Annotated in this window: 9 protein-coding genes; 7 read left to right on the forward strand and 2 right to left on the reverse strand. The window is 35.0% G+C overall.

All coding sequences use genetic code 11. The features are described from left to right. Positions 1-18 precede the first annotated feature (18 nt). Positions 19-1,515 carry an aminotransferase class V-fold PLP-dependent enzyme gene (locus tag GQ46_RS16800; RefSeq protein WP_044404261.1) on the forward strand — a complete coding sequence of 499 codons (1,497 nt, stop codon included), beginning with the start codon at positions 19-21 and terminating at the stop codon, positions 1,513-1,515. Between the two features lie 135 nt (positions 1,516-1,650). Here GQ46_RS16800 and GQ46_RS16805 read toward each other — a convergent pair whose 3' ends face one another. After that, positions 1,651-2,541, reverse strand: coding sequence for a lysophospholipid acyltransferase family protein (locus tag GQ46_RS16805; protein ID WP_044404263.1), 891 nt, complete (start codon positions 2,539-2,541; stop codon positions 1,651-1,653). A gap of 130 nt (positions 2,542-2,671) precedes the next feature. On the opposite strand from GQ46_RS16805, the gene GQ46_RS16810 reads away from it, so the two are divergent. Next, positions 2,672-3,343 (forward strand): rhomboid family intramembrane serine protease, encoded by a 672-nt coding sequence (locus GQ46_RS16810; protein ID WP_044404266.1) that lies wholly within the window; start codon positions 2,672-2,674, stop codon positions 3,341-3,343. A gap of 44 nt (positions 3,344-3,387) precedes the next feature. Here the strand turns inward: GQ46_RS16810 and GQ46_RS16815 are convergent, their stop codons facing one another. Beyond that, positions 3,388-4,524 carry a TlpA disulfide reductase family protein gene (locus tag GQ46_RS16815; RefSeq protein ID WP_044404269.1) on the reverse strand — a complete coding sequence of 379 codons (1,137 nt, stop codon included), beginning with the start codon at positions 4,522-4,524 and terminating at the stop codon, positions 3,388-3,390. A gap of 105 nt (positions 4,525-4,629) precedes the next feature. On the opposite strand from GQ46_RS16815, the gene mnmE reads away from it, so the two are divergent. The 5 genes from mnmE (at position 4,630) to GQ46_RS17495 (ending at position 13,648) form a co-directional block, all read left to right on the forward strand. Then, positions 4,630-6,021 (forward strand): tRNA uridine-5-carboxymethylaminomethyl(34) synthesis GTPase MnmE, encoded by a 1,392-nt coding sequence (mnmE, locus tag GQ46_RS16820; protein WP_044404272.1) that lies wholly within the window; start codon positions 4,630-4,632, stop codon positions 6,019-6,021. A 417-nt stretch (positions 6,022-6,438) separates the two neighbouring features. Next, a complete protein-coding gene (locus tag GQ46_RS16825; protein ID WP_044404275.1) occupies positions 6,439-6,876 on the forward strand; it encodes a hypothetical protein in 438 nt (145 codons plus the stop codon). A 330-nt stretch (positions 6,877-7,206) separates the two neighbouring features. Continuing rightward, positions 7,207-8,505 carry a hypothetical protein gene (locus tag GQ46_RS16830; protein ID WP_044404277.1) on the forward strand — a complete coding sequence of 433 codons (1,299 nt, stop codon included), beginning with the start codon at positions 7,207-7,209 and terminating at the stop codon, positions 8,503-8,505. Positions 8,506-8,673: 168 nt separating this feature from the next. Continuing rightward, the gene (locus tag GQ46_RS16835; RefSeq protein ID WP_044404280.1) at positions 8,674-10,146 is read left to right on the forward strand and encodes a gliding motility-associated C-terminal domain-containing protein; all 1,473 of its coding nucleotides are present in this window, start codon (positions 8,674-8,676) and stop codon (positions 10,144-10,146) included. 1 nt (position 10,147) lies between these two features. Beyond that, positions 10,148-13,648 carry a PorP/SprF family type IX secretion system membrane protein gene (locus tag GQ46_RS17495; protein WP_044404283.1) on the forward strand — a complete coding sequence of 1,167 codons (3,501 nt, stop codon included), beginning with the start codon at positions 10,148-10,150 and terminating at the stop codon, positions 13,646-13,648. Positions 13,649-13,650 lie beyond the last annotated feature (2 nt).

Raw genomic sequence — 13,650 nt, forward strand, 5'->3', positions numbered from 1 at the left:
CGGAATACAAAAAGCGTTATGATTACATCAAAACCAAGAGCAAGACATTCTGAATTAGAACAGTATTTTTCTAAGTTTAGGAAGCATATTATAGGCATTAATCAGGAGTTTGAGTCTCCCTACGGGAAACAAAAAATGATTTATACAGATTGGACGGCTTCAGGTCGCTTGTACCGTCCAATTGAAGATAAAATCACCAATCAATTTGGACCATTTGTTGCGAATACCCATACCGAAACAACAGTTTCTGGTACAGCCATGACAAATGCCTATCATAAAGCAAGACACATTATAAAAGGTCATGTACATGCCAATGCAGATGATGTGTTAATTGTAGCAGGTAATGGTATGACCAGTGTAGTAAACAAGTTTCAGCGTATTTTAGGTTTAAAAATACCTGAAAATATTAAAAAGTACGCTAAGATTCCAGACGAGATTCGTCCTGTAGTTTTTGTTACTCATATGGAGCACCACTCTAATCATACCTCTTGGTTAGAAACCATGGCAAAGGTAGAGGTGATTCCTGCTGGTGAAGATGGCTTATTCAGTTTACAAAATTTAGAAACGCTTTTAGAACACTATAAAGACCGTACCTTAAAAATAGCCTCGGTTATTGGAGGTAGTAATGTCACGGGTATTCAAACACCATATCATGAGATTGCAAAACTCATGCACCAACATGGAGGCGTATGCTTTGTAGATTTTGCATGTTCTGCGCCTTATGTAGATATTAATATGCATCCCGAAAACGAAGAAGCGTCTTTGGATGCGATATTCTTTTCACCACATAAATTTTTAGGAGGACCAGGAACTTCTGGTGTTTTGGTGTTTAACAAGAAATTATATAAAAATATGATTCCTGACTGTCCGGGAGGAGGCACTGTGTCGTGGACCAACCCTTGGGGAGAACACAAGTACATTGACAGTATTGAAGATCGTGAAGATGGCGGGACACCAGGGTTTTTACAAACCATAAAAACGGCATTAGCCATTAAGCTAAAAGACCAAATGGGAGTAAAGAAAATCTTAGAAAGAGAGCATGAATTACTTCATTTAATATTTGAAAATCTTGGAGCTATAGATAACATCAAAATCCTAGCACCAAATCATAAAGACAGATTGGGTGTCATATCTTTCTATATCGAAGACTTACACTTTAATTTAGGTGTGAAATTATTGAACGATCGCTACGGTATTCAAACACGTGGTGGTTGTAGTTGTGCGGGTACTTACGGGCATTATTTACTAAATGTAGATAGAGAGAAGTCTGATGCGTTAACCTGTGAAATAACGTCTGGAGATTTAACCCACAAACCTGGTTGGATCCGGCTATCTATTCACCCAACCACCACCTGTGATGAAATCGATTACGTCTGTGAGAGTTTAATTGCTTTGTCTGAAAATCACCAAGAATGGGCAAATGATTATGATTATAACAAAGCTAATAATGAGTTTGTTCATAAGCATTTTTTGCCAAAGCAAGACACGCGAGTGAGTGATTGGTTTGAGTTGTAATGTTTAACTTTTAGTTTTATAAAACAGCAGACCATATCGTTGATTTTTAATGCGAATTCCATAAGCTATATAAGGTCACATCTTGTACTTTAGACTTCAGGGGAATAGCGCACAGGTTTTATTAATTAGAATGGTCTATAGAAATTCTTTTGGTACTTTATCGCGATGTTTCCAGCGTTTGTGCGTCCATAAATAATATTCAGGAGCTTCATGTATTTGTTGTTCTACCAATCTGATGAATTGATCTGTAATTTCATAGTTTTTAAACGCGTTAGGATACTCGGCAAGCATTTTAAAGCTTACTTCATAAAACCCACGTTTAACTTTCCTAACAGCGAAATAAACGACAGACATGTCTAATTTTTTTGCTAGCATTTCTGCGCCAGTATGTATTGGTACCTTAATTCCCATAAATTCATTCCAGTGATGCGCTTTATCTGGTTTTGGTGATTGATCAGAAATAAACCCATTAATAGTTAAAACGTCTTTTTCTTGTAATTCAGTAAGTATAGGAATCGTTTCTTTTGTAGTAATTAAATAAGAATTGTACCGTGCACGAATACGTTTTACTAAGGCATCAAAATATTTGTTAGATAAACGCTTGTAAACGGCGTTTCCTCTAGATTTTATATAGGTTTGAAGAATAAAAATCCATTCCCAACTGCCATAATGAGCGCACATTAAAATAGTACTTCTATTTTTGGCTTCAATATTATGTAATACATCCAAGTTGGTAAAAACGTAACGTTTTTTCATTTCAGCTTCAGAAATCGTCATTGATTTTACAGATTCTACAACCATATCACATAAATGATGGTAAAATTTTCTGGTAATTTCTTTTATTTCTTCAGGAGATTTTTCCGGAAAAACCAGTCTTAAATTTTGTTTTACCACTCGCTTTCTATATTTGAATATACGGTAGATCAGTAGGAATAAAAAATCTGAAAACGCATATAATAGTCTAAAGGGCAGTATAGAAATAAGCCATAAAAAAGGATAAATTATAATGTAAGCTAATAATTGCATTGTTGTGTTCTATTTTTTAAGTGACAAAGATAAAGTATATTTTTACTGCATAAAATTATTATAAATTATTGTGAGAAGTAAAGGGTGTGTTTTTCTTTTTAAATACCTTTACCGCTAAATAGTAATATGCATGGGTAGTTTAAATTCGGTAACAATTATTTTAATAATAGCAAACGTTCTGGTGTCATTAAAAGGCTTTAATGACTTTTCTTTTTTTGAAAAATATAAGTTTAATGTAGGTGCTATAGCACGCGGCGAAAAGTACAGGATGTTGAGCTCCGGTTTTCTGCATACTAACCAAATGCATTTGTTTATGAATATGTTTGGGCTTTATTTATTTTCTAATCAGGTTATTAGTGGTGTAGGAGAGGTAGGCTATATAATTGTTTATTTTGCGAGTTTGATAGCAGGCAGTTTATTATCTTTTTATTTTCATAAAAACGAATACCATTATACAGCCGTTGGAGCAAGCGGTGCTGTTACAGGAGTTTTATATTCAGCTATTTTATTAGGACCTGAATTGAAATATTATTTTATGTTTTTACCGTCTCATATTGGAACCGTAGATTTAGGGATTAAAGGGTATATTTTAGGTATTGGATATTTACTATATACCATTTATGCCATGAAAAAGAAAGCCGATAATATTGGGCATGACGCACACTTTGGTGGCGCTATAGGTGGTTATGTTTTAACCATTGCAATGGCATCTTGGTTAGTAACCGAAAATTTATTAATAACAGGATTGTTGGCTGTTCCAATAATTATATTATTCATTATGAGAAAATTGGGAAAAATATAATCTGAAAAAGTTTTCTACCTAAGCATAAACAAATACTTTTTAAATTATTGAAGTAATTCTGCTATTTTGTCTTCTAAAGCTTGCCCTCTTAAATTCTTTGCGACTATTTTACCTTCATTATCTAAAACAAAGGTAGCAGGGATGGAACTTACGCCATATTGAATAGCAATAGGGTCGTTCCAACCTTTTAAGTTAGATACGTGTCTCCACTTGAGTTGATCTTTTTCAATAGCAGCTATCCATTTATCTTGCTGTCCTGAACTGTCTAAAGATACACCAATGATTTCAAGTCCTTTCTCATGGTATTTATTGTACGTTTTCACAACATTCGGGTTCTCTCTTCGACAAGGTACACACCAAGAGGCCCAAAAATCGATGACAATAACCTTAGCTTTTATATCGCTTAAAGATAATGTTTCTCCTTGTGGTGTTTTACCAGAGAAATTTGGTGCAACTTTACCTACCTCACTGTTTATTGCCGCCTGAGTTGCTAATTCGTTTTTTTTAACAAAAGCCATGGCCGTTTTTGCTGCTCTAGTCTCTTTTAAATCATCTGCTAATAGATCATATAATGTTTTCAATTGCTTTGAAGGAATTTGCTTGGCCAAGGTTATGCGTTCTAATGTTAGAACTGAAAGCACAGCATTTGGATGTTTTTCAATAAATTTAATATCATTTTTTAATGCTTCATTTAGCAGGCTATCATAAGATTTTTTAACGGCTGTCATTCCTTCTGTATTATTGTTAGATTGGAATGTTTTAAACTTTAAACGTAAACCGTCATTAAAGTCACGCAAATATTGCGAGTCGTCAACGTAGATTTTTGTATACTCATTTTCTTTACTTCCAATAACTTTAGATGCTGCTAAACTATCTGAAGGTATCTCGATAGAAAAATGCTCGTTTGCAACTATAAGGGGAAAATTGCCTAATACATGCTCTATAGTTATGTAATATTTATCTGCTGATTCAACCTTGCCTTTAAATGTAAAAGTCCCATTAGTTATCAAAGTAGAATCTAAAACAATTTTTTTATTATTTTCTACTCTAAATAAACTTGCGGTACTATTATTAATATCAGAATCCAATGTGACATCAATATTAAAACCATCGGTTTTTTGCTCTTTTTTACAGGCAAACATTAAAGTTATCAAACTAAATAATACTATTTTCTTTATCACGGCTTATTTTTTTAGAGTTACAAATATATAAGATAATCTGAAATTTGCATCTTTATTAGTTGATGTTAACAATAATTTCAAAGCGCATTTTATTACCTTTGTACTATGATTTATAACGATACCATAGTTGCCCTGGCAACGGCTTCTGGAGCGGGCGCAGTTGCAATTATTAGATTGTCTGGAAAAGAAGCGATTACTATTGCAGACGGCTTTTTCAAGTCTGTTAAATCAAATAAATCACTTAAAAATCAAAAAACGCATACCATACATTTAGGTCATATAGTTGATGAAAAGAGGATTATTGATGAGGTGTTAGTGTCTATTTTTAAAAACCCAAATTCGTATACAGGAGAAAACGTCATCGAAATTTCTTGTCATGGTTCTATATATATTCAACAGGAAATTATTCAGTTATTTCTTAGAAATGGCTGCAGAATGGCTAATGCTGGTGAATTTACTTTACGTGCCTTTTTAAACGGAAAGCTGGATTTAAGTCAGGCAGAAGCAGTTGCCGATTTAATATCCAGTGATAATGAAGCTTCCCATCAAATTGCAATGCAGCAAATGCGTGGTGGGTTTTCTTCAGAAATAGCAAAGTTAAGAGAAGAACTCATGAACTTTGCATCGTTAATAGAACTCGAACTCGATTTTGCGGAAGAGGATGTTGAATTTGCGGACCGTACACAGTTTAAAGCATTAATAGCGCGTATTTCATTTGTATTAAAACGATTAATTGATTCTTTTGCTGTTGGGAATGTTATAAAAAATGGAATTCCCGTTGCTATTGTTGGTGAGCCAAATGTGGGAAAATCAACATTATTAAATGCGCTTTTAAATGAAGAGCGTGCTATTGTGAGTAGTATTGCAGGTACCACGCGTGATACGATTGAAGACGAATTAGTGATTGAGGGTATTGGTTTCCGCTTTATCGATACGGCAGGAATACGTGAGACCGACGATATTGTAGAAAGTATTGGTATTAAAAAAACGTTTGAAAAAATGGAACAGGCTCAAGTCGTTGTTCTGTTATTTTCTGCGGAAGAATTTAAAACAGAACCGGATAGACTTAAAATTGAAATTGAAAAAATAAAGAATAGGTTTCCATTAAAACCTTTGGTTGTCATAGCGAATAAAGTGGATACCTTAAACGATTCAGAATTAAATAAACTGCAATCCGAGTTTGAAAATCTCCACTTGTTGTCTGCAAAAACAGGCTTAGGCGTAGAAGCGCTAAAAGAAAAACTAATCGGTTTCGTTAACACCGGAGCACTTAGAAATAATGAAACGATAATTACTAACACGCGACATTACGATTCGCTTTTAAAAGCTTTTGAAGAAGTCGCTAAGGTTAAATATGGCTTACAAACGGCGATTTCAGGCGATTTATTAGCTATTGATATTCGTCAGGCTTTATATCATTTTGGAGAAATTACAGGTGAAATCACCAGTGATGATTTACTAGGAAATATCTTTGCTAATTTCTGTATTGGGAAGTAAAAACAAGTCATTTTAATGGAGTGATATTTCTATTCGAACACATTCCAACAACTTTAATTATAGGTGTTTATATTTTATATTTTTACTAATTCTGCCCTTTTAGGTGTGCTATGTTTAAACAAACTCACGTAAATTTAAAAATAGAGCTTTAAAAGAATGCCTATATATCGACGAAACAACCTGTTTATAGGATTATATGAAACCCTTCATTTTAAACCTTAAAAAAGTTAAAATTTCACTTAAAATGCTCTAAGGCAATGTGTTGAATTATTTAAAAACATCGACTAAAAGCATAAAAATTCTCGTTGTAATGTTAAAAAACGCGGTGAAATGCAAAAAAAATTAACAATATATTTGTAGGTCTTAATAATTTGTATAGATTTGCTTTCTAAAGGATTAATTAAAAACTTATACATTATGAAAATGAAACCTACCCTTTTTATTATTGTTTTTTTGCTAGTAACCAGTTTTGGTTTCGCTCAGGCTGAGCTTTCTATAATTAGTGGGAAAGTAGGTATCTCAAAATACCACGACCGCGACGAATTAGACCAAATGCAAAAAGGACAATTGTTAACGTTATATATTGAGAGAATAGAAGTGATTGTTAAAATACTTCCTAATATAGCATTTGCAACTATGCCAGGTGTTACTATGAGTGCATTAGGTATTCCTGATACTAAAGATCACAGGAAGGCATTAGAGGATCAACATGAGGCGACATCTAATTATTTTAATAATACACTCGAATTTCAAAATAAGATATTGCCTTATTCTGATAAATCGAATTTAATAGCTGCCATATTGTTTTATGAGGAAACTTTAAAATCATTGCATACTTATCGCGAATTTAATTAATTTTTAGTTTTAATTGGTTTCGAGTACATTCAAGACCATAAGATTTTTAAATACCCTTTTAACACACAAAATTTAGCACATACATAAATTTTAAGAGCTATATCTAAATAATTGATTTTTTGCAGTTTAAGCAGCTGCTACTAAATTAAAAAAATGAAATTAATCCTAAAGTTTAATTAAGTAATACATTATTAACCCTCTCTATTATGACTCTAATATGAATGAAAAGTACTACAGATACGATAAAAAGATGGATTTCATCGATTTTATTTGCATTTCATAGTATTTTATTATATGTTTGAATAGATAATAGAATGAATTTAATTACATATGAAAAATTTAGCCCAAATTATATGCCTAACATTATTGTTAACCAGCACTATGCAAGCGCAACAAGAAAAGGGTATAACAGGAAAAGAAAATTGGTTAGAATCTTGGACAGAATTCCAGCCTAAGGTTGAAGATTACGGTGAGCCAACTCAAATCTTAACTGGTAACATTACTCAGGATACTAAACTGAAAAAAAGAGATGTTTACTTGTTATTAGGAAGTGTTTTTGTTACAGATAGTACGACACTTACCATAGAGCCAGGTACCACTATTATTGGTGATTTTAAAACGAATGGATCTTTAACAATAAGCAAAGGTTCCAAAATAATAGCAGAAGGTTTAGAAACAGATCCAATTGTTTTCACTTCTAATAGAAGTGTTAAAAAAGAAGGAGACTGGGGTGGCTTGTTTATTCTTGGAAGTGCGCCTATAAATAAATTTGGCAATGCGTCGGCTGTAGATTATGGTTTAAAGCCTTCGTCTTTTCTATATACAAGCTACGGTGGAAATAATGTAAAAAGTAATTCTGGTATTTTAAAATATGTAAGAATAGAGTACGCAGGAAGAAGAACTAAAGATCATGGTTATTTTAATGGTCTTACGTTGGCTGGTGTAGGTAAAGCTACAGTTCTAGAAAACGTAATGATTAGTTATTGTGGTGGTAATTCATTCAATGTATTGGGTGGTGTTGTAGATTTGAAAAAAATGGTTTCCTATAAATCAAAAGGAACGGACTATGCCTTTAATTATGGAGCTCAAAGTAATTTAGTTAATTCTTTAGCTGTTCGATCATCTTATGTATCTGGTGTTAATGGCTCAAGATCGCTGTGGGTTTCTTCTTATGAAAAGAAAGAGGAAGTAGATTTTAGTAAAAAAGGAACGGTGGTAAAAGCACAAAATTTAACATTCGTAAATATTACTAAAGATCTAGAAAAAGATATTAAAATAGGCTTAGTAGATGAAGCGATATACATTGGTAATAATTCTTCATTAGACATTTCACAAAGTGTGATTTCAGGTTATAATCCAGCGGTGTTATTCGAAAGAAGTATAGTTATAAATAGTGAAAACTTAGAAAAGATAAAATTCAGTAACATGTATTTCAATAAGTGTAATGGAAATATTTTTACCGAAGGCAATGCTAATAACGAAGACTTAGAAAACTGGTATGGTAACAGTGCCTTTTTTAATGTATACCAGAAAACTACAGATTCAGAAACATTCATTGATCCTAATAACTCTAGAAATCCTGACTTTAGACTGCGAATTAATAAAATCGTTGCTTCTAGTGAAGATTAGGATGTCAAATATGATTTCTCTATTTAGTTAATTAATAATAATAATTAGGTATTCTCTCTATAAGCCTAAAAACCTAGAAAACACTAATTATTTTGAGTTAGAAGGTGATTTTATAATAAAAATATAAAATGAAGCATCATAGAAATCATATCTACAAAATAAGAGTGTATGCAGAAAGTTACTATTTCAAATAAGCTTTTTATAGGACTGTGTTTTTTTGTTCTATTTTTTACAGAACAGCTACAAGCTCAGATAGTTATAGCTACTCCAAATCTAGGTTTCAGTCAAGCATGTGCTAGCGCATCTTTTAACACTTATAACACTTCATTTGTCTTCTCTCCCGAGGCTGGTTTAGGACCTACAAATCAATTTGAAGTTTGGTTATCAGATGCAAATGGAGATTTCTCAAATGAGATACGTATTTTTACTTCAGCTGCGGGAGCAGTAACAACATCTCCAGCTACTTTAAGTTTCCCTTTCCCTACGGATACAGCTGGTGAAGGCTATAGAATTAAAATTAAAAGCACTGCGCCAGTTGCTTCTAGCGCGGGTTCAGTACCTTTTGCAGCATACTATAAAATTCAAGACAGTCCTTTTTCTATCAATAATTTGGTGTCTACAGGTGCCTATTGTACTGGAGGAGATTATCTTTTAACAATAGATAATCCAGGAACTGGAGAAAATGATTCTCCGTTAAATTATCCATCGCTTACCTTTAACTGGTTTATAGAAACGGGTCCTACGACTTCGTCACCAGTAGGAGGTAGTGGTCCTACGCTTTCCGTAAACCAACCAGGTACTTATTTTGTAGAGACTGATTATGGTACTTGTACTTCTAATTCTTTTTCAAACCGTGTTACCATTAGTGAAGCGACATCGGGAACTGCTACTGCTACTATTTCTTCAAGTTTAGGCAATCCTTTTTGCCCAGATCAAGGCTTAACCACTTTAACTACAATAGGAGGAGATAGTTATCAATGGTTTTTAGATGGTATAGCCATTCCAGGGGCAACAGATCAAATGTATCAAACCGATCAATCGGGTGTTTTTTCAGTACGGGTTGATTTAGGGTCTTGTCAGGCTTCCGGTTCAATAGATTTGGACAGTGAAGGCTTTTCTAGTAGTATCGATGTTTTAGAAGAAAACACCATCGATATCGAATCGGGAGAAACATTAGTAGCAACTGTAACAACGACGGCTGCCAATCCTGTATTCCAATGGTACTTAAATGATGTAATCATTTCTGGAGCTACAGCAAATAGTTATGAAGTAACAGAAATAGGTAATTATAAAGTAGAAATTACACAAACTACGGGATGTACCGTTACTACAGAATTTCTTTTTGCGGTAAATGTTCCTTTTAATCCATTTCCAGAGGTAGAAAACATACCCAATCTTATAAGTCCAAATGGAGATGGTATAAATGATACTTGGGTTATTCCTCAAGATTATGTTGATGGAACAGGTTCTGAAATTACAATAATGAGTAATCAAGGAGAAACAGTTTTTCAAACAAAAGAGTATCAAAATGATTGGCCCCAAGATGACTTAAATCTTACAAGCGTAAATCAAATTTATTATTATATTATTGCAACCCCAGATAAAGAGCCCAAGAAAGGTTCAATTACTATAGTCAAATAGCATGAAATTAATTTTAGCTTTCCTACTACTATTCTGTACTACACAGACCCTCCATGCTCAAGAAGATGGAGTGGTTGCTCTTGCTCTACCAGTAAGAAATGCCTTAAAATTTAATAGATACGTAATCAATCCTACGTTTAGTTTGGTGAGAGAGCAAAACACATATATAAGTATCACTAATAAAAGGGAGTGGGTTCAATTTGAAAATGCACCAGAAACTTATTTAGCAAGCTATTCTGGAAGATTTAGCGAGAATATTGGTGTTGGTATTGGATTATTTCAACAAAAATATGGTGTTTTAAATACTTTTGGAGGGCTTCTAAATTTTGCTTACAATGTTAATCTTCAAACCGATAGTAATTTAACATTTGGTTTAAATGTTGGCTTTTATAAGAGTGGAATAAACGCTGGTGCAGTAGTAACAAACAATCCAGATCCATCATTAGAGACCATACCTTCAAATTCATTACTCACAATTAATCCGGGATTAAATTATGGTACTGGTTTTTTTGATTTTGGCGTAGCTGTAAATAATCTTGTGCTCTATAATATTAATGCGTCAGAAATGATTCAGGATAATCCAGAGCAAGCTATTCAGACCCATATTATGTACACAGGTTACATGGACACCCGTGGCTTTTTTGATGAAAGTAAATTTTCAGGTTTAATAAAATCAGAATTTAAAAAAGAAAAAACCGTTTTATCAGGAATAGCAATGCTAACGGTTCCTAAAGGGATATGGGCGCAGGCAGGCTATAATACCTTATACGGCGTTTCAGGAGGAGTGGGTATAAATATAAGCACTAATATTGCCATAGAATATAATTTTGAGAAATCCATTGGCGATTTAGCCACTTTTGGAACTTCTCATGAAGTAACACTAGCTTACAAGTTTAATAGTAAAAATAATTATTTTTATAGTGGAGATGATGATGATGAAGTATCACTTTTCGCACGATCTCAAAGAGCTAAAAGAAGAAAAGCCGCAAGGACAAAACCAATATTAGACTCAGCGGCAAGAGCGGAATTAGCTGAAGCTAGAGCTCAAGAGATTGCTGATAAAAGAGCTCAGGCACAATTGGATATAGAAGCCAGAAAACAAGAAAGATTAGCGGCTAGAGAAGAAATTAGATTAGCCGCTGAAGCAAGGGAGAAAGAGAGAGTAGATAGGCTATCGCAAACCGATGCAGAGGCGCAGGCGAAACTTGCAGCAGAAGCAAAAGCTTTGGCAGAAGCAGAAGAGCAAGCAAGATTAGCTGCACTAGCGAAAGCCGAAGCAGATGAACAAGCACGACTAGCAGCAGCTGAAGCAAAAGCGAAAGCAGAAGCAGAAGAGCAAGCAAGATTAGCTGCACTAGCGAAAGCCGAAGCAGATGAACAAGCACGACTAGCAGCAGCTGAAGCAAAAGCGAAAGCAGAAGCAGATGAGCGAGCACGATTAGCAGCGCGAGCTGAAGCCAATGCAGAAGCACAAGAGCGAGCAAGATTAGCCGCAATTGCAAAAGCAGAAGCAGATGAACAAGCACGACTAGCTGCCGCAGAAGCGAAAGCGAAAGCAGAAGCAGATGAACAAGCACGATTAGCAGCGCAAGCAGAAGCTAATGCAGAAGCGCAAGAGCGTGCAAGATTAGCCGCAATTGCAAAAGCCGAAGCAGATGAACAAGCACGATTAGCGGCGCAAGCCGAAGCTAATGCAGAGGCGCAAGAGCGAGCACGATTAGCTGCAATTGCAAAGGCCGAAGCAGAAGAACAAGCACGATTAGCTGCCGCAGAAGCCCAAGCAAAAGCCGAAGCAGAAGAACAGGCACGATTAGCAGCGCAAGCTGAAGCTAATGCAGAAGCGCAAGAACGTGCAAGATTAGCTGCAATTGCGAAAGCCGAAGCAGAAGAACAAGCACGACTAGCTGCTGCTGAAGCTAATGCAGAAGCCCAAGAGCGCGCAAGATTAGCTGCAATTGCGAAAGCCGAAGCAGATGAACAAGCACGATTAGCTGCCGCGGAAGCAAAAGCAAAAGCAGACGCAGAAGAACAAGCACGACTAGCTGAACAAGCACAAGCTAATGCAGAAGCCCAAGAGCGAGCAAGATTAGCTGCAATTGCAAAAGCCGAAGCAGATGAGCAGGCACGATTAGCTGCCGCAGAAGCGAAAGCAAAAGCAGACGCAGAAGAACAAGCACGACTAGCTGAACAAGCACAAGCTAATGCAGAAGCCCAAGAGCGCGCAAGATTAGCCGCAATTGCAAAAGCCGAAGCAGATGAACGCGCAAGAATTGCAGCTGCAGAAGCTAAAGCTAAGGCTGAAGCAGATGAGCAGGCTAGGTTAGCGGCCTTAGCAAAAGCGCAAGCAGATGAGCAAGAACAAGCGAGATTAGCAGCATTAGCAAAAGCGGAAGCTAAAGCTCAGGCTGAAGCAGATGAACAGGCCAGGTTAGCAGCACTAGCGCAAGCTAATGCAGATGCGGAAGAGCAGGCAAGATTAGCTGAATTAGCGAAAGCTGAAGCAGAAGAACAAGCCCGACTAGCAGCAGCAGCAGCCATAGCGAAAGCAGAAGCTGATGAACGCGCTAGATTGGCAGCTGAAGCTAAAGCCAAAGCAGAGGCTGAAGCAGAATCTAGACTAGCAGTAAATGCAACAGATGAAATTGCTCAATCGATGAAAAGGTTAGCTGAATCTACCAAAAATTCAGAAGAAATTCAGAAAAAATTATTGACAGGTTTAAGTGAAATAGCAGTAAGCAAAGAAAAAGACCTTAGTGATTTAAAGGAAGAAAATGATTTAAGCGAGAAAGGCATTTTTAGAGCACCACAACCTTTTAAAAGTGTATCAGCCGAGAATCGAAAATTAGAAGCTTTAACCTCTGAACTTAATAATCTAATAAGCGATCAAGATAAACGTATTGCAGAACTAGAAGCATTATATAATGAAAGGTTGAAAAAGGTTAAAGATAAAAATGATCCAACTAATCTCTATTATAGAAATGCTATTGCAACATTAAAATCTGAGCAATTAACAGCAGTGAGAACTAGAGCTAGTTTACTATCAACATTAGAAGAAATTAAAGTAGCTATAGAAATTGAAAGAAAAAGAAGAATAAAACGTGCGGCATATGATGATGAAGAAGATAGGTATAAAGATGATAAAGAAACCTTACAGATGATTAAGGAAAACACGTCTGTAAGCCCTGTACCGTTAAAAGCTGAAATATTTAATTTTGGAGAAGAATTAAGTAATAATATTCAAATTCTAAAAAATATTAAAAACGTAGAAAACGGATTTTATATGGTACTGGCTGTTCATGGTGATGAAGGAAACAGAGATGATTTCTTAATAAAAGCAGTGTCTGCAGGAGAATCTAATATTGATTTCTTTTTTGATGTAAAGACTAATAAATATTATATCTATCATAAAAAATTCAATAGTATTCAAGAAGCTAATAATGCATTAAAAGCCAAAGGAGACAAACCGTATAATGGTAAAATGTCCATAGTAAAAATTGAATAATA

This window comes from Lacinutrix sp. Hel_I_90, assembly GCF_000934685.1.
In the GTDB taxonomy this organism is placed as follows: domain Bacteria; phylum Bacteroidota; class Bacteroidia; order Flavobacteriales; family Flavobacteriaceae; genus Lacinutrix.

Coding starts and splice junctions, on each gene's coding strand:
- mnmE (WP_044404272.1), top strand. CDS start 4,630: ATGATTTATAACGATACCATAGTTGCCCTGGCAACGGCTTCTGGAGCG.
- GQ46_RS16805 (WP_044404263.1), bottom strand. CDS start 2,541: ATGCAATTATTAGCTTACATTATAATTTATCCTTTTTTATGGCTTATT.
- GQ46_RS16835 (WP_044404280.1), top strand. CDS start 8,674: ATGCAGAAAGTTACTATTTCAAATAAGCTTTTTATAGGACTGTGTTTT.
- GQ46_RS17495 (WP_044404283.1), top strand. CDS start 10,148: ATGAAATTAATTTTAGCTTTCCTACTACTATTCTGTACTACACAGACC.
- GQ46_RS16830 (WP_044404277.1), top strand. CDS start 7,207: ATGAAAAATTTAGCCCAAATTATATGCCTAACATTATTGTTAACCAGC.
- GQ46_RS16825 (WP_044404275.1), top strand. CDS start 6,439: ATGAAAATGAAACCTACCCTTTTTATTATTGTTTTTTTGCTAGTAACC.
- GQ46_RS16800 (WP_044404261.1), top strand. CDS start 19: ATGATTACATCAAAACCAAGAGCAAGACATTCTGAATTAGAACAGTAT.
- GQ46_RS16810 (WP_044404266.1), top strand. CDS start 2,672: ATGGGTAGTTTAAATTCGGTAACAATTATTTTAATAATAGCAAACGTT.